Source organism: Akkermansia muciniphila (genome assembly GCF_900184965.1).
GTDB classification, from domain to species: Bacteria; Verrucomicrobiota; Verrucomicrobiia; order Verrucomicrobiales; family Akkermansiaceae; genus Akkermansia; species Akkermansia muciniphila_A.
Map to the genome: position 1 here is coordinate 71,892 of NZ_FXYA01000003.1, position 23,566 is coordinate 95,457.

A 23,566-nucleotide genomic window follows, 5' to 3' on the forward strand; every position below is an offset into this window, starting at 1 on the left:
CATCATGAGCATTCAACAGAATCTGGAACATATTCTCTCCCGCATACGCGCAGCGGAACTCCGCGCCGGACGCCCGGCGGGTTCCGTCCGCCTCGTCGCCGTCAGTAAAACTTTTCCCGCAGAGGATGTGAAAGCGTGCCATGATGCGGGCCAGCGCGTTTTCGGCGAAAATAAGGTCCAGGAGGGACTGGGAAAAATCCCCTCCCTTCCTACGGATACGGAATGGCATCTCATTGGCCCCCTCCAGCGCAACAAGGTGCGCAAGGCCCTGGAATATTTCACGCTGATCCATGCCGTGGACTCCCTGCGCCTGGCCCGGTTCATAGATACCGTGGCCCAGGAAACGGGAAAACGGCCCCGCATTTTACTGGAAGTGAACGTCGGGGATGAAGACAGCAAATTCGGATTCTCCCCGGAACCCCTGGAAAGGGAATGGCCGGAGCTGTCCGCGCTGAATCACCTTGAAATCGCCGGTCTTATGTGCATTCCTCCCCCGGTGGAAAATCCGGAGGAGGCGCGGCCCTATTTCCGCCGTCTCCGGGAGCTGAAGGAAGCGCTGTCCGGCAGAGGGGGAGCCGCGCTGACGGAACTGTCCATGGGCATGAGCCATGACTTTGAAACGGCAATCGAGGAAGGAGCCACGCTCGTCCGCGTAGGGACGGCCATTTTCGGCGGCCGCTCATACGCTCCCGCTTCGTGATTTTAGTTGGACAGAAGGAAAAGCGGCGTGTAGGTTTGTTCCGCAAAACCGGAACAGCCCGGACGGAGACCTGATTTCATCACCCCATGCTGACAGGAGGAAAAAACGTGATTCCGCATGCGGTGCGGGACGTAGCGGATGCCGCCGCGGCGTTCTCCGCCCGCATTGGCCCCGACCGTCATTTCGGTTCCCAGGAAAAGGTGGAAGAAGCCCTGGCCGAATGCTGCTCTCCGCAGAATGTCACCGTCATCGGCATGACAGGGTCCGGCAAATCCTCTACGCTGGACGCCCTGGCCGGGGAACGGTTCTGTTCCCGCGTGTCCAGTGAAGCCACGCTGGTCCGCTGGCAGTACAGGCCTCATCCTGCTCCCCATACCCATGAATGGGTTCTGGACCTTTTTTACCCGTCGGACGCCCTGCTCAACCTGGAGTTCTGGGACACCATCGGCCTGGAGCAGGAGGATGCCCCCAGAAAGCTGAAGCACATCGTTCCCAAATCGGATGCCATCCTCGTGGTTATTTCCGCCAGCGGCGGCAGCCATTCCGCCCTGTGGGACTATCTCCGGACGCTGGAGGAACGGCTTCATTCCCGCATGGTTCTCGTCATCACTCATGCGGAGCTGCTCTCCTTTGAGCAGCTCCAATCCTTGAAAGAGGAACTTCGCGCCACCTCCCGGGAACGCCTGGGAGTGCAGCTGCCCCTGTACCCCGTCACGACCGCCGGAGAGCATGCAGGGGAAGGAGTGGAAGCCCTGACGGCATGCGTTCAGGAAGTGCTGAAACGCAGCCCGCTGACGGACAAGCGCGTGGAACGCCTCCTGCTGGCTACGGACAGCCTTCTGGCGGAACAGGGGAAGGTGCTCGATGAACTGAGCCGCCTTTCCAAGATGGATTCCGGCTTCCTGACGTCCATTGACCGGGAAATCGACCGCATCCAGCTCCAGATGGAGGATGAAATGCCGGCCCGCCTCAAGGCATACGCGCAATACGTGCAGGACTGCGTGCCGCGCCTGGGGAAAAAGTCGGCACGCCAGATGGGGCGTTTCCTCTCCATCCGGCGCACGATGATCCTGCACAAGCTTCCTCCCGTCATTGACGAATGGTTTTATGAGCTGGTCAAATCCGGCATTGAGGAACGGCACGCGTATTACAACAAGGAATTCCTGAACATCTGCCAGACGCACTGGAACCATGTGCGCCCACGCGTGAAAGAACAATGGGACTGCGACATAGGAGATTTTCCGGCCGCAAAGCTCCAGACGGATCTGGAAGTGTACAAGGAAAGGCTGGGGCGTTCCATTTACATGCCCCTGAAGGACTTCGGCATCAAGCCGTGCCTCAGCAAGCTGTTTCTGGACCAGGAGGACGTGATGAGAACGGAAATCAAGCTGATGCTCCTTCTGGTAATTCTGGGAGCCCTGCTGGGCTGTTTCGGAGAGCATGCAGCAGGGTTCGCCTGCGTGGGCGCGGCCCTGGTCATCTGGGTGGGCGGCAACCTGGGGCTGGCCTGGATGCAATTCCGCCTGTCCCGCCAGATTGTGGCCGCAGCGGCTGAAATGCACATTGCCGTGGAATGCGGATTGCGCACTCCCCTGTATGAAGCCATGATCAGCGGACTTTCCGACTACCGGAAACTGTATGCGGACATCCGCGGCCAGGTAGCCGGAGGGGTGGAATATCTCCAGCCCCTGCTTAACGCCCGCTACGACCTGTTCTATAAACTGACTGTGCAGAAACACCGTTTCCGCATCTAGCCTCTTTTCCTTTCTCCGGAGAGTCACTCCCCTTCTGGCGTAATCACCATATCCACACGCCTGTCATGGGCTTCCATGGGCAGGTCGTCCAGAAGCTGGCAGGGGAAACAGACTCCCGCCAGCGGCACCCCAGCAGCCGGACCGGCCAGCAGCGTATCATAAAATCCGCCGCCATACCCCAGCCGCTTGCCGTCTCCGGTAAACGCGGCCCCCGGCAGCACGATCAAATCCATTTCCCCCGCATGCAGTTCCGGGCAGTCCGGACCGGGTTCGCGTATGCCCCAGCTGCCCGCCACCAATTCCCCGTGATGGCATACACGGTGAAAACTCAGCTTTCTCCCTTCATGCACCAGCGGGAAGTACCATTCCCGGTCCGGAAGCAAATCCAGCAGGGAAAGCAAATCCACCTCCCCCGGCCTGGCGGCAAAAACAGCCACGCGCCGGAAATTCCTTTCCCGCACCAGCGCCGCCACGCGGCGGCAGATGGAACGGGACATGGCCTCCCGGGCGGCGGCATCCAATCCGCCCACCCTTTCACGTATCATGCGGCGCACTTCCCGTTTAGCGGCCGCCGAACCGCTTACGGTTCCGGATTGGGATGCTTTTCCTTCCATTCCAACAAACTTTTTAGAAATACGCTTTCCAGGGAGTTGCGCGGATGCCCGTCCTCCAGCCAGGAGGCACGGCCGTCTTCCTTCACCATATCCTTCAGCCGTTTCATCAGTTCCGGGGAAGCATGCTCCAGAAGTATTTCCTGCTTGTCGGAATCCCGCGTCAGCTCATTCACAGTCCCTTCCGCAATGAGCAGCCCTTTAAAGATGACGCCCACCCGGTCGCAGACCTCCTGCACCTGTTCCAGCAGGTGGGAGCACAGGAATACGGTCATTCCCTGCTCTTTCAGGTTGTCGATAATATTCCGGATATCCCGCGACCCCAGGGGATCCACGCCGGCGGTCGGTTCGTCCAGAACCAGCAGGCGGGGGGACTGGACCAGCGCCTGCGCCATGCCGATGCGCTGGAGCATCCCTTTGGAATAGCCGCCCAGCCGCCTGTCCGCCGCATCGGCCAATCCCACCAGCTCCAGCAGTTCCCGGACTTTCTCTTTCAGAGGTTTTCCGCTCAGGCCGCACAGTTTGCCGTAAAAGGAAACAGTTTCCGCTCCCGTCAGGAATTTGTAAAAGTAGGGGTTTTCCGGAAGAAAGCCCACTTCCTCCTTGCTGTCCGGAGCCAGGCTGGACCTGCCGAAAATGGAGCAGGAACCTTCCGTAGGCCTCACCAGCCCCAGCAGGGCCTTCATCAGGGTGGACTTGCCGGAGCCGTTCGGGCCAATGAGGCCATACACCTCCCCCTGCCGGATATTCATGTCTATCCCCCGCACGGCATGCACTACGGGCTTGCCAAGACCTGTTTTAAAGGTCTTGTGCAAATTGACTATTTCAGCGGCGGCAGGCTGGTCCATAAGAAAGGTCAATGCTTGATCTGCCCCAGGCGGCGCAGAAGAATCTGGCTCATGTCAATGCCCCTGGAGAACAAATCCACGGGAAAGTTTTCATTGGGGGAGTGGATATGGGCATCAGGAAGGCACATGCCCAGCATCAGGGCATCCGCTCCCAGCACACGCTTCATCTCCTCAATAATCGGAATGCTGCCTCCTTCCCTTACCAGCACGGGTTTGCGGCCAAAAGCCTCTTCCAGAGCCTGCTGGGCGGCAAGACCGAACTCGGAATTCGGATCGCACACGTAAGCATTCCCGCCGTGGCCACGCCTGAACTCCACCGTGACGCCCTTGGGGGAATGTCTCTTCACATGTTCTTCCAACAGGGTTTCAATCCTTTCAGGCTGTTGCCCCGGCACCAGCCGGCATGAAATTTTGGCAAAGGCATGGCTGGGGATAATCGTCTTGCTTCCCTCGCCCTGGTAACCTCCCCCAATACCGTTGATTTCCAGCGTCGGACGGGCAAAGATACATTCCGCTCCGGTAAACCCGACCTCCGTCACCACGGTTTCCACGCCCGTCAGCTGAGCCAGTTCCTCATTGCTCATGCCGGGCACCGTGGCCCACATGCTGCGTTCCCATGTGGCGATAGGTTCCACGCCGTCGTAAAACCCTCTCACGGCCACACGCCCCTCCTCATCATGGAAGGAAGCGATTATTTCCGCAAGAGCGGTGATGGGATTGGCCACCGCTCCTCCAAACACGCCGGAATGAAGATCCGCGGAAGGGCCTCTGACAATTATTTCCGCGCCGGCCAGGCCGCGCAGACCGTAGGAAAACGTAGGGGTGTCCGGAGCGGCCATTCCGGTATCGGAAACCACAATCACGTCGCAGGCCAGTTCTTCCCTGTGCTCCTTGATGAACTGGGAAAGACTGCCGCTGCCCACTTCCTCCTCCCCTTCCAGAAGGAAAATCACATTCACGGGAAGGTGGCCGCCGTTCTGGCGGAGCAATTCCTCCACGCCCAGGATATGGGCGAACAGCTGCCCCTTGTTGTCCGTAGCGCCGCGGGCGTAAATTCTCCCGTCCCTCACTTCCGGCTCAAACGGGTCGGATTCCCACAATTCCACAGGATCTACGGGCTGCACGTCGTAATGGCCGTAAATCAGCACGGTGGGCTTTCCTTCCTCCCGCGGGCTGCGGGCCAGCACGATGGGGTGGAGGGGCGTTTTGCAGGCCTTTGCTTCCAATCCCATGCCGGACAATTTGTCTACCAGCCAGTCCGCGCAATCACTCACGTCCCGGGCGTGCTCCTTCTGTGCGGAAATGCTGGGAAATCTCAACAAGGTGGCTAATTGATCCAGTCTGTTCATGCCTTCATCAGACCATGCCTGCGGCTTCAAATCAACCGGTAAAGTGTGGCATTCCATGCCGGAACGGGCCTTTTTTCAAAAAAGGCCCCCGCACACGGCCCCGGCAACAATATTTGATTGCTCTCACGTGTGTTTTGTTTCTTTATATAGGATTATGTTCAGCAAATCCAAAGTGAAGAAAGTGGATTTCGTCACCCTGTCCAAATTTTACGGCAAGTACAAGGAAGCCCTCCAACTGGAACTCATCAACAGCCCCGCCGGCCTCAGCCGCCACATCTGCGAACCCGCCCTCAACCGCCCCGGCCTGGCGATCGCCGGCTTCTACTCCTACTTTGCCAACAAACGCATCCAGGTTTTCGGCTCCGCGGAGCTGGCCTATCTTCAAAAGCTGCCGGAAGGCATGCGCAAATCGCGCATTCAGCGCATGTTCCGGTGCGAGGTACCGGGCATCGTCTTCTCCCGTGACAAGATCCCTCCACGGGAAATCGTGGAACTGGCGGATGAGGCCGGCGTCTGCGTCTTCCGCACAAGCCTGGTAACCATGAAATTCGTCAACTCCGCCACCATCATTCTGGAAAACGAATTCGCGGAAAGCGTCACCCTGCACGGCTGCATGGTGGACGTGCGCGGAGTGGGCGTCCTCATCCGCGGCAAGAGCGGCGTGGGGAAGAGTGAAACGGCCCTGGGCCTGATTGAACGCGGGGCGGCCCTCGTGGCGGATGACATGGTGTACGTGCGCAACGTGGGCGGAGAACTGGTGGCCAGCGCCCCGGAAATGAGCCGCGGCTTCATGGAGGTGCGCGGCCTGGGCATCGTCAACATCACCACCCTTTTCGGCCTGAAGTCCATCCGCCACAACAAGCGCCTGGACCTCATCGTCACCCTCATTCCCGCCAAGGACCAGGAAGAGCTGGACAGGCTGGGCCTGGAGCGGGAGGGGCTGGACGTCCTGGGGGAAAAAGTGCTCCATGTCCAGCTTTCCGTGGCTCCCGGCAGGGATATTGCCAGGCTGGTGGAAGTAGCCGCCATGGACTACCATCTCAAGGACATGGGCATCGACATGGCCGGGGAGTTCAACCGCCGCCTCATGTCAAACTTCCAATCCTCTGAAAAGTAGGACTGACAAAAAACTCTTGGAAAAAAACTTTAATTAGTGTACTTACCGTTGTAGCAACCGTTATCACCCCTTACTTCAAATTCCATGGTCACCAAGGAGCTCACCATCATCAACAAACTCGGCATTCACGCGCGTCCGGCTGCTCAATTCGTCAAACTGGCCAGCAAATTTGATGCAGACATTGTCGTGGAGAAGGATGGCGAGGAAGTTGACGGCAAGAGTATTCTGGGTTTGATGATGCTGGCGGTAGGCCACGGCTCCAAGATCACCATCATGGCGGAAGGGAAGGACGAACAGGAAGCGTTGAACGCGCTGGAAGACCTGATTTCCCGCAAGTTTGAAGAAGATTAAAACACTCCGGCTCACAGCCATATGAGACCGGGCCATCAAGCCCGCAGATGATTCAGGAACCCATTTCAACGGAAGAAACCTGGCTTCAGGGCATTCCCGTTTCCCCCGGTATTGCCCTGGGCAAGATTAAAATTCAGATCAGCGGTTCCAGGGAACCTGTAGCGTACGATATTTCCCCGGAAGAGGTGGATGCCGAGCTGGTGCGCTTCCACCGGGCGTTGCAAACAACCGCGGACCAGATCAGGACGCTGCGGGAACGCATGATCCAGATATCCGGAGAGAAGGATGCCTCCATCTTCGACGCCCACATCCTTCTCCTTCAGGACAAGGTTATCCTCCAGCAGGTTCAGACGGAACTGGTCAAGCGCCTCCAGAACGTGGAGCACATCTTTTATGTGGTCATGCAGAACTACATGGAAGTTCTGCGCCGCGTGGACGATCCCTACCTGCGCGCCAAAACCGCGGACATGGAGGATGTCATGCAGCGGGTCATTAACAACCTACGCAGCACGGAACCTCCTGAAGACGAGGAAGAAGCGGAAAAAGACCAGGTGCTGGTGGCTTATGACCTGACCCCTTCCGACACGGCCGCCATGGACGCCAGCCTGATTCACGGCTTTGCCACGGAAATGGGCTCCTCCGTCTCCCACACAGCCATTCTCGCCCGCTCCATGGGCATCCCCGCCGTCGTGGGGCTTGAGCAGGCCCTTCTGAGAGTGGAAAGCCACTCCCCCGCCATTCTGGACGGCTACAAGGGCGTGCTCATCCTGAAACCCACGAAGGAAACGGAGGAATACTACCACCGCCTCCAGGTGGAAAAGGAAAAGGCCTACAAGGCGCTGGAAGCGCTGCGCGGCCTGCCCACCATCACCCGGGACGGTCGCAACATCCGCCTGTCCGTCAACGTGGAGTTCCCCCATGAATACTCCGGCATCAAGGAGGTGGGAGCGGAAGGCGTAGGCCTGTTCCGCACGGAATTCTTTCTTCTGGGCAATCCATCCGGCATGCCGGATGAAGAAGAACAAACGCGCTACTACAGAAAACTGGCGGAAGGCTGTTCCCCCCACGGCGTCATCTTCCGCACCCTGGACTCCGGCGGCGACAAGCTGCCGTGCGAACAGCTCCGCGCCCCGGAACCGAATCCCTTCCTTGGCTGGCGAGGCATCCGCGTCTCCCTCAGCCGACCGGAACTGTTCAAGCAGCAGCTCCGGGCCATCCTCCGCGCCTGCGCGGACACGCCCGGTTGCGGCGTTATGTTCCCCATGATCTCCGGCTACACGGAAGTGGTCACGGCCAAGCACATCCTCCAGGAATGCCGGGAGGAACTGGAAAGGAAGAACATCCCCTATGCGCGGGATTTGAAAGTGGGCATCATGATTGAAGTGCCCAGCGCCGCCATTATGACGGACGTGCTGGCCCGCGAGGTGGACTTCTTTTCCATAGGCACGAATGACCTCACCCAGTACACTATTGCCGTGGACCGGGTCAACAACCGCGTCGCCAATATGTTCCGCCCCACGCATCCTGCCGTGATACGCATCATGGGCATGACGATCACCGCCGGAGAACGGGAAAACATTCCCACGGCCATCTGTGGGGAAATGGCGGGGGACATCACCCTGCTTCCCCTGCTGATCGGCTTGGGGGCCACCTCCATGTCCGTGGGCGTCCACCTTGTCCCCATCATCCGGTACGCCATCCGCAATCTGGACTACGGCCAGTGCCGGGACATGGCGCAGAAGGCGCTCCAGGCCCCCAACAGCAGGGCTATCGTGGACTTGAGCACGACTCTGGCCCGGAAATCCTATCCGGCCCTGTTTGAATAAGCCCTATCCGGCCCGGAACACGCCGTACCGGAAAAACGGAACTTTCCCGGGCAAACTGCCGCAGGAACACGAATCCTTGACAGAAATGTCCGGCCCATGCGTTATTACAGGTACCGGCTTTTTTGATAATGAACATTTCCCGCATTGCAGCCTTTTTCATCCCGTTCCTGCTGGGAAGCGCCTGTTCCGCTTCCGCAGCTTCCGCAAAAGAAGCCCGCGCGGCAGAATTAAAACGCCCCAACATCATCCTTTTCCTGGTGGACGACATGGGCTGGCAGGACACTTCCCTGCCCTTTTGGAGGGAAGAGGACGGCTCTCCCAAGCCAACTTTCCTGAACAAGCGCTACCGCACGCCCAACATGGAGGCTCTGGGCAAGCAGGGCATGGTCTTCACGAACGCCTATGCGCAGCCTATCTGTTCCCCCAGCCGGTGCAGCCTCATGTCCGGCATGAACTCCGCCCGCCACCGCGTCACGAACTGGACGCTCCTGCGTGACCAGACCACGGACGCAGGCCATCAAGCACTCAAGGCTCCCGCAGACTGGAGCGTCAACGGCATCCAGCCGGCAGGAACCAGGGCATCCGGAACCACCCGGCTCCCCCTGACGGAAGAAACAATCCAGTACAGGATGGAAAAACCCTTCACCCAGGTGCTTGGGCTGCCCGCCCTGCTCAAAAAACAGGGTTATACAACCATCCACTGCGGAAAAGCCCATTTCGGCTCCAAAAATACGCCCGGGGCCAATCCCAGGCTCTTCGGCTTTGACTACAATATCGCCGGCACGGAAATAGGCGGCCCGGCGGACTACCGGGGTTCCCGGAAATACGGCACGGGAAATTTCCATGTGCGCGGACTGGATGAAAATAATTATTATGAAAACGACACATTCCTGACGGAAGCCCTGACGCAGGAGGCGCTGAAACGCCTGGACGCCATCCGGAAAAACCCCAGGGAGGCGGACAAGCCTTTCTATCTGTACATGTCCCATTACGCCATCCATGCCCCTTTCGACATGCGCGGCTATGACAAAAGGTTTGCGGAAGAGTATTCCAACCCCAATGACGGCCACAAATGGTCCGACAACGAAAAACGCTACTCCGCCCTGATCCAGGGGATGGACAAGAGCCTGGGCGACATCCGGGAATATCTGAAAAAAAACAATCTGGATAAAAATACCGTCATCATCTTCATGGCGGACAACGGGGGCCTCGCCATCAGTGGGCGCATGGGCAACAAGGAATCCAATTACCCGCTGAGCTTCGGCAAGGGTTCCAACCGGGAAGGCGGCATCCGGGAACCGATGATCGTTTGCTGGCCCGGAGTCACGAAGGCGGAAAGCGTCTGCGCCACTCCCGTCATCATTGAAGACTTTTTCCCCACCATCCTGGAAATAGCGGGAGCGGAAAAAATCCAGGCGCCCCAGGTTGTGGACGGCAAAAGTTTTGTTGCCCTGCTGAAAGGCGGCAGCATGGACCCCAACCGCCCCCTGCTCTTCCACACGCCCAACGTATGGGGGGAAGGAAACGGAAACAACTCCCTTTATTCCCCCAGCACGGCCATGCGCCAGGGGGACTGGAAGCTTATCTACTGGCACCCTGACCAGAAGTTCGAACTCTTCAACCTCAAGGAGGACATCAGCGAGGAGCATAACCTGGCGGAACGGCATCCGGAACGCGTTAAGGCCATGGCCAGGACCATGACCGCCCTGCTCAAGGAGCGCAAGGCCCAAATGCCCACCTACAGGAAGAATAATCCCGCCGGAGCCCGTGAAGGCGCTCCCGTACCGTGGCCGGACCAGGCGGCGGCCCGGCTGTAAAGGCATCTCCACCCCTGCCTGGAAAGCCGCATTATTCCCTTTTCTTTTAAGAAAACAGGGAGTATGGTGCGGCTTTCCCGTTTTTAATTCCCTTTCAAAAACCATGAACAACCTCCTTTCCATCGAACAGCTTACCGGAGACGAAATCCGGGGCCTGCTCGCCCTGGGCCACCGGCTTAAGGCGGAACGCGGCCATCACGAACGCCTCCCCCTGAAGGGGCAGACCTGGGCGCTCATCTTTTCCAAATCCTCCACCCGCACCCGCGTTTCCTTTGAAGTGGGCATCAGCGAACTGGGGGGCCGCCCCATGTTCCTTTCCGTCCATGACATCCAGCTTGGGCGCGGAGAGCCCATCAAGGATACGGCCCGCGTGCTGGGACGTATGATTCACGGCGCCGCCATCCGTACGTACGGGCAGCAGGAGGTGGAGGAATTCGCCAGTTTTTCCGGCATTCCCACCATCAATGCCCTGACGGACGAGGAGCACCCCTGCCAGATCCTGGCGGACCTGCTTACCATTGAGGAAATCTACGGCCCCGGCTCCTGGAAGGATATGAAAATCGCCTTCGTGGGGGATGGGGACAACAACATGTCCCGCTCCTGGATGTGGGCGGCCAAGAGGCTGGGCTTTACGCTCGCCATCGGCGCCCCCACCAATTACCTTCCCCTGGAAGACTTCCGCAGGCATCTGGACTGCGAAAACGTCATCTTTACCACGGACCCCGTGGAAGCCGTCAAGGGCGCTTCCGTCATCAACACGGACGTCTGGCTTTCCATGGGCCAGGAATCGGAAGGGCTGTCCAAGGAAAAACACTTCTATCCCTACCAGGTGAACAGGGAGCTGCTGGAACATGCCGCCTCCGGCCACTCCGTTTTCCACTGCCTGCCCGCCTACCGCGGCAAGGAAATCACGGAAGACGTGCTGGAACATTTTGCTCCCGTTATCTTCCGGGAAGCGGAAAACAGGGTGCATGCCCAGAAAGCCGTGCTCGCCACGCTTGCAGACGCCCGCCGGGGATAACCCGCCCGGCTCATCCTACCCAATCTCCGAGCCATGAACTACGAAGAACGTCTGCAAGACCTGCTGGATGAACTGGACTTGTTCCAGGACTGGACGGAACGCTACGAATACATCATCAGCCTGGGGAAAAAACTGCCCAGGCTGGGGGAAGCCTACAAAACGGAGGACTCCCTCATCAAGGGATGCCAATCCCGCGTGTGGCTGCACACGGAACCGGACAACGGCGTGCTGAAACTGTACGCAGACAGCGATTCCCTCATCACCAAGGGCCTCATTGCCGTCTTCATCCGGCTGCTTTCCGGTCTGCCTCCGGAAGAAATCCTGAAGGCGGACATGTCCAAGCTGGACAAAACCGGCCTGAAAGACCACCTGGCGCCCACCAGGGCTAACGCCCTCAACTCCATGGCGGTCCAGATTAAGCAGGCCGCCATGAAAATGGCGGAACACCATTGATTTTTTCCAGAGCAATGACTCACGGCCTTTTCCCGCATCTTCTCCTGCTCTCCGCATTCTGCGGCGCAAGCCTCTCATGCAGCAGCTCTTCCCGGGACATCACCATCCGCAGCATTCCTTCCGGAGCCAGCCTACGCGTGAACGGAGACTACGCCGGCCAGGCCCCCGTCACGCTCTCCCTGAACAGGCACAAGCCCGTGCACGTTGCGGCGGATAAACCCGGCTTCCTTTCCACGGAAAAAACGTTTTATCCGGAAATGACCACGCAAGGGGCCATTTTGTGGGGCCGCAATAACGAGAAGTCCAAGGACTTCAAAACGGACATCCTGACCATCCGCCTGAAAAAGGCGGATTCAGGAGCGCCTCCTCTTCGGGAGCTTCCCGCAAATTGGTAACAGCCTACCGGACACGTTCCGGCAGGGAAAGCGCCTATTCATCCCGCGCCCGGTACGCAGACCCGTCCCGCACGCCTCTTTCATGGACGGATCAGCAACCCGCCAGTTTTTTGAGGCCGCACGCTAATCCTCCCGCCCCGGGCGGCGGGCCATGACGGCGGAACCTGCCCTTTTCAGGACCAGGGCCGTACGCGGCAGCAGGTACAGGGAAAGGTTCCCGTCCTCATCCGTAAAATGCGGCATGGAAACATCCTGCCTCCCGAAACCGCCGAAACGGGCGCTGTCCGTATCCAGCACGACCCGCCATTCCCCCTTCTGGGGAACAGGCAGCATGTAATCCATGATAGCCTTGTCCCCGGACCAGTTGAACACAAATACCAGACCGCCGCGGTGGAATGCCATGATATGGTTGGTCTCGTCAATATTAAGCGGGAAAGGCGGCGGATTATTCAGCAGCCGGGCTTCCTGCGCCAGGCGGACCATCGCCTGGTCAAAGGCATTCAGAAACTTGAACCTGAGGGAAGGATTGTCCACCAGGGACCACTGGCGGCGGCAGTATTCGTAAGACCAGCCGTTGCCTTCGCGCGGAAAATCAATCCATTCCGGATGCCCGAATTCGTTGCCCATGAAATTCAGCCAGCCTTCCCCCCCGGTAGCCAGCGTCACCAGGCGGATCATCTTGTGCAGAGCCATGCCGCGGTCAATAATGAGGCTCTGCTGGTCCACGGCCATTTTCCAGTACATTTCCGCATCCATCAGGCGGAACGCCAGAGTTTTGTCTCCCACCAGGGCCTGGTCATGGCTCTCGCAATAGGCCACATGCGGCTCTCCGTAGCGCCTGTTGGTCAGCGTGTACCACATGTCTCCCATGCTCCATTCCTCATCCTTTTTCTCCTTGAGCAGCTTAATCCAGTAATCGGGAATGCCCATGGCCAGACGGTGGGAAAAGCCAATCCCCCCTTCGTCCACCGGGCGGCACAACCCCGGCATGCCGGACATGTCCTCCGCAATCGCTATGGCGCCCGGCTTCACCCGCTGAATCAGCGTAGTGGCCAGCTGCAGATAAGCCACGGCATCCAGATCCACGGAAGAGCCGAAGTAGGCGCCCAAATCCCCGAACGGCTCATGCCCGCGGTGGAAATACAGCATGGACGTCACGCCGTCAAAACGGAAGCCGTCAAAACGGAACTCTTCCAGCCACCAGCGGACATTGGACAGGAGGAACTCAATCACCTCGTCCCGGCCATAATCAAAACAACAGGAATCCCAGTCCGGATGACGGCCGCGCTCCCCGGGCAGGAAATACATGCCTCCGGAACCGTCAAAATTGTTCAGCCCTTCCGCCTCATTCTTCACGGCGTGGGAATGCACCACGTCCAGCAGCACGGCGATGCCCAGGCCGTGAGCCTGGTCTATCAGGTATTTCAGGTCCTCCGGCTCGCCGAAACGGGAGGAAGGGGCGAAAAAGGAGGAAACATGGTAGCCGAAGGAACCGTAATAGGGGTGCTCCTGGACCGCCATCAGCTGGACGGTATTGTAACCCAGACTGGAGATCCGGGGAAGAACCTCGTCCGCAAACTCGCGGTACGTATGCACGCGCCCTTCTTCCCCGCCCATGCCTACATGCGCTTCATACACGAACGGAACTTCCACCCGGGAAGGATCAAAACCGTTATTCCGCCATTCATAGGGGCGCTCCGGCATCCAGATCTCCCCGGCAAAATCATAGGTGGTCGGATCCTGGACGGTCCTGGTAATCCACGCGGGAATGCGATCTCTGCCCGTGCCGTCCGCACCGACCACGTGCACCTTCACCTTCTGCCCGTGAGCCAGCGCATCAGGCGGCAGCGTAATCTCCCACACGCCGCGCTCATTCCGCTCCAGCGGGTGGCTCTCCCGGTTCCAGCCGTTAAAATCTCCAATCAGGAACACCCTGCGGGCGGCGGGAGCCCATTCCCGGTACGTCCACGCCCCCGTCTCCGCGTCCCTGTTGAAACCGTAATAGCGGTAGCCACGCGCGTATTCCTCCAGAGAACCGGCGCGCTGGTTGATCCTCTTCATTTTCAGGTCAAACAGACGCTGGCGGTCGCTTATCTGGCGGGAATACGGCTGGAGCCATCCGTCCGCCATCACCAAGCCGGGTATCGGGGGTCTTCTCATTATCCGATGATACCCCGCCTCAATCAGAAGGGTCAAGGAAGAAAGAAGGGCTGCTCCCGGAGGGGAAGGAAAACAGGCGCGCCCCTTTACCCTCGTTCGGGAAGGCGCCCCGTATCACGCATGTACATCATCCTGGCCAGAACCTCCTTGGAAATATGGTTCAAATCAAAATGCACAGGGGGAGAATCCGGCAGAGCTCCCCAGTCCCCGTACTGGCCGTACAACACCATTTCAGGCAACCGCGGGGCAGGGAACTCCCTTCCCTCAAACCGGACGCGGGAAAGCGGAAACAGCCATTCATGGCGGAAGGAATGGCGGCACGGGCCGGCAAAAGGAATCTCAAAACCCAGGAAAATGTTTCCTCCATCCGCCGGCCGCCGTCCTCCCATCACCACACGGTCCCGGATCGCCATCTTTTCCTCATAAGAACACCGCGTCCGGTAGCGGCAGGAGGAATCCACCTCATAATCAAGCATTCCGGATGCCTTGTAACCGCGCAGCAGCCACTCCCCTTCCTCAGGGGCATCCGGAGACCACGCGGCAGGGGCCGTGTCATACGGGAAAATGTCCACATTGCACAACGTGCCCGGCAACCCGATCTGGATGAACGGATCCATACTGACGGAGAAACCGCGCGAACCGAAAAGCCCGGCGGCGTTCTCCCTCAACCTCTCATAATCTTCACGCAGCATGGAAATATCCAGGTCGTCATCCCAAGGGATAAAGCCCCGGTGCCGCACCGCGCCCAGCAGGGTCCCGAAATCCAGCCAGTACTGATAACCGCCCTCTTCAAGAATGCCGGCCACCTCATTCAAAAAACAGGTCATGGCCTGCTGCACAATCCTCAGCACTCCGGATGCCTGGGGCATTTCCTCGGCCCGGACGGTAGCTTTAACCAGTTTGCCCAACTGGGAAAATTCACTTTCCCGGCCCACCTTGAACCGCCCGCACGGAATGCCGAAAAGACGGACGAAACGCTTCTTCCTGTCCGTGCAGGAAGAAAGCACGTTCAGGCCGCAGCACCGGACTTCCGTCACCCACCAATGCTTTCCCCTTACTAATTTCCCGGTTCTTCCGGCGGTAATGAATGATGGCAGCTTCATCATAGGTAAATTTGGTCAAAAAACACGCGGGCTATGCTTCATTTTTCCAGAAAAGCACATCCGGCAGATTCAGAATCTTTATCTCCCACTTCTTACAAGTCAATGAAAAACAAGCCGTTCTTTTCGGAGAAAAACACCCGTTCCATCATCATAAAACTGCTTTTTCCAAAATGGCGGACAAACCTTATCCGACCCTTTCCACTATATTGGCGACAAGCGGATTGAGCATCCGCCGTCAAAGTAAAAATTTCTGTAAGAATATGTTAATGGAATATTACACGGGTAAAAAGAAAAGACCTGATTTTTGAAGACTCCGTTATTGACGCCCTGCTCCGCCACCCCTATCCCAGCCTTGCCCTCGTCGCCAAATTTGAAAGCTGGATGGACGGCACGGTCGTCACGCTGGATGAAGACGACAACATCAGGCAATTCATTCCCGGAAGCAAATTCTCCTACAAGAAAAAGACGGAATATTTTAAAACCGTCAATATTTACAAATTCAGCAGGGAATTCTCCCGGACCCATTACGTCCCCTTTCTTACAGCCTACAGCAAAGCCCTGGGCAATAATGAATATTACGAACAGGTGCTGCGGGTCATCGCCCTGCTGGACAAGCCGGAAATCAAGGCGCTGCGCCTCGGCGGCGAAGCATGGTATGAAATAGACGACATCCAGGACCTGGACATCGCAGCTTCCATATTCACCCCGGACAGGGAAGAACACCTGCGCCTGATGGAATCCCGGTACGGAGGCTACTGGCGCTATCCCCGCATCAGGGATTTCTGCTACCTGGTCAACCCCTATTTCCCCAACAAACGCCTCATGTCCGAACTCAAGGCAAATTTTGAACGCCTGGTGAGGGAATACCCGTCCGGAATGAGGGTCAATAGCCTGCTGGCGGCAAAATACTTCGGCATCAGCCAGGAATACATCTGCATCGGCAACGGCGCGGCGGAACTCATTAAGGCGCTCATGTCCCGCCTGGAGGGGAAAATGGGGGTCATCTACCCTACCTTTGAGGAATATCCCAACCGGCTGAATCCAGATATGGTGGTGCCCTTCCATACTGCTTCCCGGAATTTCACTTACACGGCGGACGACCTGATGGAATTTTTTTCCGGGAAAGACATTGGTACCCTGCTCCTCGTCAATCCGGGAAACCCTTCCGGCTTCTTCCTGCCGAAAGGCGATGTGCTGCGCCTCTGCCAGTGGACAAAAACCCGCGGCGTACGCCTGATCGTGGATGAATCCTTTGTAGACTTCTCCTGCGGAATGCCGGACAATACGCTGCTGAAAGACGACATCCTGGAAGAATATCCCCACCTGACCGTGGTAAAAAGCATTTCCAAATCCTACGGCGTTCCGGGTCTCCGCCTGGGTGTTCTGGCCTCCGCGGACAGGGAACTGGCGGCATGGCTCAAAAAAGACGTTTCCATCTGGAACATCAATTCCATTGCGGAATTCTACATGCAAATCTTCGGGAAATATGAGCAATCCTACGTGCGTGCAACCGTTTCATGAAAGAACGGGACCGCTTCATGCAGGAACTCTCCCGCGTGCCTTTCCTGAACGTGTTCCCTTCCCAGGCAAACTACTTCATGTGCGAGGTCAAGCCCCCCATGAAAGCTCGCACCCTGACCGGCCTTCTGCTGAAAAACCACTCCATCCTTGTTAAGGATTGCAGCCGGAAAAAAGGATTTGAAGGCAGGGAATTCATCCGTGTCGCCGTCAGGGACGCAACCGACAATGATGCCCTGGTCCGGGCCATGCACGAGATGTGTTCCATGCATTCAAACTAGTCATTAGCTCTCTATTTCCAAACGCCGTTTTTACTCTAATCCCCCTACCATGCTGACAATTCCTCACGAAATTATTTCCTCCCTCAATATTTCTCCCCGGCAGGCAGTCCAATGGGTAAAAGAGTCCTTCCATATCAAGGAGGAAGAACCTGTATTCCTTCCCCATAAAACAAGCATCGCCTTTGAAGAAGGAAAATTCATGAATACGATGCCCTGCATCGTCCCCGGCCTGAACGCCATGGGGGTAAAAATTGTAACGCGTTACCCGGAACGGGCCAAAACCATTAATGGGGAAATACTGCTTTACGATTATCATACTGGAGAGCTTCTGGCTCTTATGGACGCTTTTTGGGTCACGAACGCCCGTACCGGAGCAGTAGCCGCCCTCGCCCTTCAAACATTCGCCAGACAGGATTTCCAGACAATTTCCCTGATGGGGCTGGGAAATACAGCCCGCGCCACTATGGCATGCATTCTGGCGTTATATCCTGAAAAAAACTTCACGGTGCGTCTTCTTTCCTACAAAACGCATGTTCCCCAATTCATTGAAGAATTCCAATGCTACAGCAACATCCGTTTTGAAGAAGTGAAAAACATCAATAACCTCATTGATGGAACAGATGCCGTCATTTCCTGCATTACTAATGCGGAGGGCATCCTTGCCGAAGACAGCTGTTTCAAACCAGGCATTACTGTTATCCCCGTACATACAAAGGGATTCCAAAATTGTGATTTGTTTTTCGACAAGGTATTTGCCGATGATCGTGACCATGTTAAGAATTTCCGGCATTTTGAGCGCTTCCGTCAATTTGGGGAAATAGCTCCGGTTCTGGCCGGAAAAACAGTGGGAAGAACGTCTCCGGAAGAACGCATCCTCAGCTACAATATCGGGCTGGGCCTCCACGATATCGTCTTCGCCAAGCACATTTACGACCGCCTGATTCATGTTGAGGAGCAGAAGGAAAAATCTCCCTCCTTTCATTTCCGGCAAACGGCATGCCTGTCCTGATCAGCTGATTTCATCAACACATTCCCCACGCCTGAAGCGGGAGGCAACATCAGCCATGAACATGGAATCCTCACGGGTCAAAAGACGGTTGCCATGATGACAGCCGTGAATCAGGCGCAAAAACACGCCGAGCTCATAACGCAGCCCGTCCCCTTCAAAATTGGCAAAATACTTCCTGTTGAGCCGGGAATCCTCAAACCGCACTTCAAACATCTCCGTCTTCCACCACGGCGCCGGCACATAAATATACCCCTCCGTTCCGGTAATGCACAAGTCCCCCTCCTGCTTGGCGCCTATGGCTGCCGTGGCGGTGGCTACTGCATTGGAATAAAGAAATTCCGCGCGCGTGAACACGTCCACGCCCGTATGAGAATTTCTGCAAGTCACAAAACGGACCCTGCGGGGATCGGTCCCCAGAAGCTTCCCGACGGCAAAAGCGGGATAGGAACCCAGCTCCGTCCACGCGCCTCCGGCCTGCATGGGATCATATTCCCTGGCGGTCTCATCCTCTATCAGCTTGGTAAACGTGGCGTCCACCGCCTTAATGGAACCAATGACGCCGCTGCCCGCCAAACTGGTCAACTGCTGGAAAGCCGGGCAAAACGCAGTTTTAAGCGCTTCCAGTAAAACGACTCCTTTCTCCGCTGCAATCCGGAACAGCTCTTCCGCCTCCTCCCGGGCAAGGGCAAGGGGCTTCTCGCACAACACGTGTTTCCCCCGCAACAGGGCCCTCCTGGCCATTTCATAATGGAGATGATGGGGAACGGCAATGTAAACGGCATGCACCCGGTCCAAGAACTGCTCATATTCCGTATCATATTCCAGCAGAGCGTGAGACTCGGCAAAACGGCGGACTCTCTCCTTATTCCTTCCGAAAACGGCTGTTATTTCAATATTGCTGACATATTTGGACTCCCGGAGAAAACGGCCCGCTATGCGCCCGTGCCCTGCAATTCCCATATAAACAATGGGATTCCTGGCGGAACGGAGGTCTGTTGAAGAAACGCCCTTGGTGCGTTCCAGGTAAACCACCTCGCAATACTCGCGAAGATAGTCAAATTTCCCCGACCAGTCGGAGCCAATCACAAAAACATCCGCCCCGTACTTCCGTATGTCATGGATCTTCTGCCCTTCCAGCTCTTCTTTAATAATGAGATCCGCCAGACCGGTCTTCCGCACGTTTTCCATGCGCTCCTCCAGGCTCTCCATGACATTCAGCTTGCCCCGGCTCTGGTCGTAGCTGTCCGTAGTTACGCCGACGATGAGCCGGTCCCCCAGTTTCCGGGCTCTCCTCAGAAGATTCATGTGCCCCGTATGGAGCAAATCAAAGGTTCCGTAGGTAATAACCGTTTTCATGGCCTGGGCGCATCAATCCTCTTTCCGTAAACGTCAATGAAACGGTTGACCGCCGCCTCAAAGGGAACCTTCTCCACCATGGCCTTCACGGAAGGATGCTTGAACTGGATGCGTTCCGGATAGGACAGGTAATCGCCGTAAAAAAATTGCAGGTACTGGCGGGCATGGTTGGGCACGGAAAACATCACCCCCTCAAATTCCGCGGAGCCAAGGGGAAAGAACGTTTCATAGGAAAGGTGCGTGTTTTTTGTAAACGTAATGGCAGGAGAAAGAAAAATCCCGGGGGCTTCTTCTTCCCCGGCGGCATCCCTTCCTTCCAGAATATCCCGGCGGATTTTCTCCTGCACCTGTTCATCGGTCAGGTTCATCCTGGCACCTACCAGCACCACGTCTTTCTTAAATCCGCTCATAAGCCTGTCCAGCTTCTCATGCCGTTCCGGTGATGAAAGGCTCTCTGAATAAAAATGATAAGGATACACATCAAGGTTGAGGGGGGTGCCCTCATACCCTATTTGCAGAAAGGCGTGCCTGTTCCAGGTGAATCCTTCCTCACGGGGAAAAAGAACGGGAAGCAGCTCCAGCAGGCGGTCAAACTCCGGCCTCATCATGCTCACATCCAGATCATCATCCCACGGAATAAAGCCCCTGTGCCTTACCGCCCCCAGCAGCGTCCCGTAATCCAGCCAGTACCGCAGCCCGTTTTCCCGGCATTTGCGCGCAAAAAGAGCCAGCAAAACCGTATTGCCGTCCTGAAGAAGCCTTAACTTTCCCGTAGCCGGAGGAACTGAGGAAATAGGGTGGTTATAAATAAGCAGATTGCGGATATCCTCCAGCTTCGCATCAAGGGACCGGTCCCTCCTTCTCCTGCATTTCTTCGCGACCCGTCCGGCGATTTTCCGCAAACGGTAGGGAAGATTGCAAAGCACCATGTATTTCATACGCCCCAGTCCTGCCATATTCAGTCTGTAAAAAACTCCGCTTTTGAAACTCTACTACCCTCTGTTTCTTTGCCTTGCCGCTGGATAGCGGATTGCCTATCAGAAGTCAACAGAAAAATCTGAATGAAAACATGATAGGAGAATTTTGATTGTGGAAAAAACGGAAAAATAAAAAGGTGTAGGATATAGTAACCATTTGACAATCTTGGAATTCAACTATTCGGAGCATGACAGCGGATAGGCAATCCGCAGAGTGAAAGGAAAATAAGTTTCTCAATCACGTGATCAGAAAGCTCCATTATTGCTGGTTTGGCGGCCCTGTTCCCAACGCCGTTTTGGACAATGTGCAAAGATGGAAAGACCTCAACCCGGAGTTTGAACTGATTGAATGGAACGAAAACAATATTGATGTATCCGCTTTTGAGTTTGGCAGAAGATGTCTGGAACAAAAAAAATGGGGGTTTTTAGGAGACGTCGTACGCCTTCAGGCTTTAACGGAGCACGGAGGCTTTTATTTGGACTGCGATATAGAACTAGTTAAGCCTTTATCCCTTCTTCCTGTAAATCATCGTTTTTCATTGGGATACATTTATAATTGCGCTCTCGGCACCGCTTTTCTCTATGCCCCGCCTCATCACCCGGTCTGCATGAATCTGCTTGATTTATATGATCAAATTAAACCGGATTGCTGGCCTGTCTCCAACACCGTCTATACAGATTATTTCATTAACGAAATTCCCGGTTTTTTATTAAACGGAAAAACCTGGAGCAATGACCTGGTGACCATTTATCCCAAGGAATTTTTTGAACAGCCGGCCTTGATACGCTCCCGCGGCTTTTCCATTCACCACTGCTGCGGTTCCTGGAAACCGGACAACGGCTCTTATTTTGCTCTGAACATGAGGAGCAGCCACCAAATTAAGTGGCTTAAGAGGAAAATCAACACAGCCATTGCATTACGCAAAAATGAATTTTATGCCTGCTATCAAGCGGCCCTCAAAGGCATATCCCTGAAAAAGGAATACGAGTGGCGCCGGGAAAAGGCGCCCAGTCCACTATCGGAGTAAGCACTCTTGCTCAAACCAACCCTGCTATGGATCAAAACAAATCATTATGAAAAAAGTGATTACCTACGGCACATTCGACATGTTGCATTACGGCCATATCAACTTGCTTCGGCGGGCCAGAGCCTTGGGGGATTATCTGATTGTCGCCCTCTCTTCGGATTCATTCAATGCCATCAAAAACAAGCAATCTTTTTTCCATTACGAACACCGCAGGCAAATGCTGGAAGCCATCCGGTACGTGGACCTGATCATTCCGGAAAATGATTGGGAACAGAAGCGGGAAGACATCATCAAGCACAACGTCAACATCTTTGTCATGGGAAATGACTGGGAAGGAAAATTCGATTTTCTAAAAGACATATGTGAAGTCGTCTACCTGGAACGGACTCCGGAAATTTCCACGACCCGGATAAAAAATCATCTGAAAATCCGATGAAAGAAATCTCCGCACCCCAGGCGAAACGGATTCTGGTTGAGATCTTACAGGAATTTCATCAATTCTGCCACAGAGAAAATTTACGTTATTCCCTATACGCGGGAAGCCTGATCGGGGCATTGCGCCATCAGGGTTTCATTCCGTGGGATGATGACATTGACGTACTTATGCCCCGGGAAGATTATGAACGGCTGTTTCATCTTTACCACACTTCTCCGCATCCGGCACATCTGGAATTAAATGATTCCCGCACCAGGCCGGATTACTTCTACCCGTTCATGAAACTGGAAGACACCCGCACCATCATGGTTGGAAAGGGAAAAGAGAGAGTCCGCATAGGACTGCACATTGACATTTTCCCTCTTGACGGCATGCCGAAATCCCTCATTGCCGCCAACGCCTATCTATACCTTCACAGACTGTTCCGCCATGCCACCACGCTGGCCAGCCTTCATCTGCGGGTAAAAGGCAGGAGCCTTCCGAAACAGTTGTTTCTGTTCATGTTTAAAACGCTCACCTTGGGAGCGGCGTCCGCCCGCTGGAACAAAATAAGTCATTGGATCGCCAGACGCTATTCATGGGAAAAATCCCGTTGGGCCGGCAATGTCATCTGGGGATATGGCACAAAAGAAAAAGTTCCCGGCGCGTATTATCAAGGAAATCAAGCCGTGCCTTTTGAAGGATTCCAATTTGACGCCATGGGAAACGCCGATGGCTACCTGCGTTGCGTGTACGGAAATTACATGACTCCGCCGCCTCCGGAAAAAAGAATCCCCACGCACATAACGCCGGGCGAAATTTACATCAAAAACCTTTGCTCCGTTCCCGATTCCGGTCAGAGTTTGTCCAGGGCGGAGCGGCCATAGGCCGTATCGGGATATTTATCCGCAGCTTCCTCCCAATATTTCCGGGCCCTGTCCGGGGCATTGAGCTGGGACTCGTAAATGGCTCCTATCTTGTACAGGAACAGAGCCCGGTCCTCCTTGCGCCATCTTCCGTATTCCAGACCTTTCTGAAGGACGTTGACGGAATCCGCGTACCGGCGCATATCGTTCAGCAGGCTGGATTCCATGAGCCAGGAACGCACCAGCCCCGGATTCTCCTTCCGGTAGCGTTCCAGCAATTCCAGAGCGCCCTGGGGATCCCCGGAATTCAGCATGCGCCTGGAAGCCTCCACCAGCACTTCCTCATCCGTAGTAATATTGGAGGAATACAGCGTCTTGGTCACCAGCTCCCCCATGACGGGCAGCAGATGCCTGATGACGAGCCACACTTCAAAGGCAATCACCGGAACCAGTGCCAGCAGGGATTGCAGTGGGGAAAGGGGAATGGCCTGCGCCAGGAACATAAACAGGCCCAGCGGAAGCAGCGCCAGCAGCAGCCGTATAAATATACGCCGGGCCAGCAGAAAAATCATTTTCAACATGGCAGGGGATTTAAGGAAAGCCGGGGAGTG

The 23,566-nt window shown here is 56.0% G+C and carries 24 protein-coding genes; 16 read left to right on the top strand and 8 right to left on the bottom strand.

Annotation, left to right across the window (positions count from 1 at the left end):
• Window positions 1-4: 4 nt before the first annotated feature.
• Both CI070_RS01025 and CI070_RS01030 read left to right on the top strand, forming a co-directional pair.
• The gene (locus CI070_RS01025; protein ID WP_094136278.1) at window positions 5-700 is read left to right on the top strand and encodes a YggS family pyridoxal phosphate-dependent enzyme; all 696 of its coding nucleotides are present in this window, start codon (window positions 5-7) and stop codon (window positions 698-700) included.
• 86 nt (window positions 701-786) lie between these two features.
• On the top strand, window positions 787-2,454 hold the full coding sequence (locus tag CI070_RS01030; RefSeq protein WP_094136279.1) for a GTPase family protein: 1,668 nt from the start codon (window positions 787-789) through the stop codon (window positions 2,452-2,454).
• A gap of 23 nt (window positions 2,455-2,477) precedes the next feature.
• Here the strand turns inward: CI070_RS01030 and CI070_RS01035 are convergent, their stop codons facing one another.
• From CI070_RS01035 to CI070_RS01045, 3 genes are read right to left on the bottom strand one after another with little or no spacing between them, the layout of a single operon-like run.
• Window positions 2,478-3,068 (bottom strand): 5-formyltetrahydrofolate cyclo-ligase, encoded by a 591-nt coding sequence (locus CI070_RS01035; protein ID WP_094136280.1) that lies wholly within the window; start codon window positions 3,066-3,068, stop codon window positions 2,478-2,480.
• Complete coding sequence (locus CI070_RS01040) at window positions 3,035-3,913, bottom strand: ABC transporter ATP-binding protein (RefSeq protein ID WP_094136281.1); 879 nt, start codon at window positions 3,911-3,913, stop codon at window positions 3,035-3,037. Before CI070_RS01040 ends, CI070_RS01035 begins: the two co-directional genes overlap by 34 nt.
• Before the next feature lie 8 nt (window positions 3,914-3,921).
• Complete coding sequence (locus tag CI070_RS01045) at window positions 3,922-5,319, bottom strand: dipeptidase (protein ID WP_094136282.1); 1,398 nt, start codon at window positions 5,317-5,319, stop codon at window positions 3,922-3,924.
• Between the two features lie 97 nt (window positions 5,320-5,416).
• Between CI070_RS01045 and hprK the strand changes: the two genes are divergently transcribed.
• The 7 genes from hprK (at window position 5,417) to CI070_RS01080 (ending at window position 12,242) form a co-directional block, all read left to right on the top strand.
• Window positions 5,417-6,379 carry an HPr(Ser) kinase/phosphatase gene (hprK, locus tag CI070_RS01050; protein ID WP_094136283.1) on the top strand — a complete coding sequence of 321 codons (963 nt, stop codon included), beginning with the start codon at window positions 5,417-5,419 and terminating at the stop codon, window positions 6,377-6,379.
• Between the two features lie 84 nt (window positions 6,380-6,463).
• Complete coding sequence (locus CI070_RS01055; protein ID WP_094136284.1) at window positions 6,464-6,730, top strand: HPr family phosphocarrier protein; 267 nt, start codon at window positions 6,464-6,466, stop codon at window positions 6,728-6,730.
• Window positions 6,731-6,777: 47 nt separating this feature from the next.
• Window positions 6,778-8,556 carry a phosphoenolpyruvate--protein phosphotransferase gene (gene ptsP / locus CI070_RS01060; RefSeq protein WP_094136285.1) on the top strand — a complete coding sequence of 593 codons (1,779 nt, stop codon included), beginning with the start codon at window positions 6,778-6,780 and terminating at the stop codon, window positions 8,554-8,556.
• Between the two features lie 128 nt (window positions 8,557-8,684).
• On the top strand, window positions 8,685-10,373 hold the full coding sequence (locus tag CI070_RS01065) for a sulfatase (protein WP_094136286.1): 1,689 nt from the start codon (window positions 8,685-8,687) through the stop codon (window positions 10,371-10,373).
• A 103-nt stretch (window positions 10,374-10,476) separates the two neighbouring features.
• A complete protein-coding gene (argF, locus tag CI070_RS01070) occupies window positions 10,477-11,394 on the top strand; it encodes an ornithine carbamoyltransferase (RefSeq protein WP_094136337.1) in 918 nt (305 codons plus the stop codon).
• A 33-nt stretch (window positions 11,395-11,427) separates the two neighbouring features.
• Entirely contained in the window at window positions 11,428-11,847 is a 420-nt protein-coding gene (locus tag CI070_RS01075) for a SufE family protein (protein WP_094136287.1), read from the top strand.
• A gap of 14 nt (window positions 11,848-11,861) precedes the next feature.
• Entirely contained in the window at window positions 11,862-12,242 is a 381-nt protein-coding gene (locus CI070_RS01080) for a PEGA domain-containing protein (protein WP_094153250.1), read from the top strand.
• 123 nt (window positions 12,243-12,365) lie between these two features.
• On the opposite strand, the gene CI070_RS01085 is transcribed toward CI070_RS01080, so the two are convergent.
• Window positions 12,366-14,402 carry an alpha amylase C-terminal domain-containing protein gene (locus CI070_RS01085; RefSeq protein ID WP_094136289.1) on the bottom strand — a complete coding sequence of 679 codons (2,037 nt, stop codon included), beginning with the start codon at window positions 14,400-14,402 and terminating at the stop codon, window positions 12,366-12,368.
• An 86-nt stretch (window positions 14,403-14,488) separates the two neighbouring features.
• Window positions 14,489-15,508: a LicD family protein gene (locus tag CI070_RS01090; protein WP_046435584.1), complete on the bottom strand. Its 1,020-nt coding sequence runs from the start codon at window positions 15,506-15,508 to the stop codon at window positions 14,489-14,491.
• Between the two features lie 8 nt (window positions 15,509-15,516).
• On the opposite strand from CI070_RS01090, the gene CI070_RS01095 reads away from it, so the two are divergent.
• The 4 genes from CI070_RS01095 (at window position 15,517) to CI070_RS01105 (ending at window position 18,313) form a co-directional block, all read left to right on the top strand.
• The gene (locus CI070_RS01095) at window positions 15,517-15,813 is read left to right on the top strand and encodes a hypothetical protein (RefSeq protein ID WP_094136290.1); all 297 of its coding nucleotides are present in this window, start codon (window positions 15,517-15,519) and stop codon (window positions 15,811-15,813) included.
• Between the two features lie 73 nt (window positions 15,814-15,886).
• Complete coding sequence (locus tag CI070_RS01100; protein ID WP_218823890.1) at window positions 15,887-17,026, top strand: aminotransferase class I/II-fold pyridoxal phosphate-dependent enzyme; 1,140 nt, start codon at window positions 15,887-15,889, stop codon at window positions 17,024-17,026.
• Window positions 17,023-17,304, top strand: a complete 282-nt coding sequence (locus tag CI070_RS13730; protein WP_215833446.1) for a hypothetical protein — start codon at window positions 17,023-17,025, stop codon at window positions 17,302-17,304. Before CI070_RS01100 ends, CI070_RS13730 begins: the two co-directional genes overlap by 4 nt.
• Window positions 17,305-17,353: 49 nt before the next feature.
• Window positions 17,354-18,313: a hypothetical protein gene (locus CI070_RS01105; RefSeq protein ID WP_094136291.1), complete on the top strand. Its 960-nt coding sequence runs from the start codon at window positions 17,354-17,356 to the stop codon at window positions 18,311-18,313.
• Here the strand turns inward: CI070_RS01105 and CI070_RS01110 are convergent, their stop codons facing one another.
• A complete protein-coding gene (locus tag CI070_RS01110) occupies window positions 18,314-19,669 on the bottom strand; it encodes a Gfo/Idh/MocA family oxidoreductase (RefSeq protein ID WP_094136292.1) in 1,356 nt (451 codons plus the stop codon).
• Window positions 19,666-20,607 (bottom strand): LicD family protein, encoded by a 942-nt coding sequence (locus tag CI070_RS01115; RefSeq protein ID WP_179218378.1) that lies wholly within the window; start codon window positions 20,605-20,607, stop codon window positions 19,666-19,668. Before CI070_RS01115 ends, CI070_RS01110 begins: the two co-directional genes overlap by 4 nt.
• Before the next feature lie 281 nt (window positions 20,608-20,888).
• Between CI070_RS01115 and CI070_RS01120 the strand changes: the two genes are divergently transcribed.
• Genes CI070_RS01120 through CI070_RS01130 form a run of 3 tightly spaced genes read left to right on the top strand, consistent with a single transcriptional unit; the run spans window position 20,889 to window position 22,976 of the window.
• Window positions 20,889-21,674: a glycosyltransferase family 32 protein gene (locus CI070_RS01120; RefSeq protein WP_094136294.1), complete on the top strand. Its 786-nt coding sequence runs from the start codon at window positions 20,889-20,891 to the stop codon at window positions 21,672-21,674.
• A gap of 46 nt (window positions 21,675-21,720) precedes the next feature.
• Entirely contained in the window at window positions 21,721-22,110 is a 390-nt protein-coding gene (gene tagD, locus CI070_RS01125) for a glycerol-3-phosphate cytidylyltransferase (protein ID WP_046435594.1), read from the top strand.
• Window positions 22,107-22,976 carry a LicD family protein gene (locus tag CI070_RS01130; RefSeq protein WP_094136295.1) on the top strand — a complete coding sequence of 290 codons (870 nt, stop codon included), beginning with the start codon at window positions 22,107-22,109 and terminating at the stop codon, window positions 22,974-22,976. Before tagD ends, CI070_RS01130 begins: the two co-directional genes overlap by 4 nt.
• Here CI070_RS01130 and CI070_RS01135 read toward each other — a convergent pair.
• Window positions 22,946-23,536, bottom strand: a complete 591-nt coding sequence (locus CI070_RS01135) for a tetratricopeptide repeat protein (RefSeq protein WP_046435598.1) — start codon at window positions 23,534-23,536, stop codon at window positions 22,946-22,948. The two genes, CI070_RS01130 and CI070_RS01135, sit on opposite strands and share 31 nt — an antisense overlap.
• Window positions 23,537-23,566: the final 30 nt, after the last annotated feature.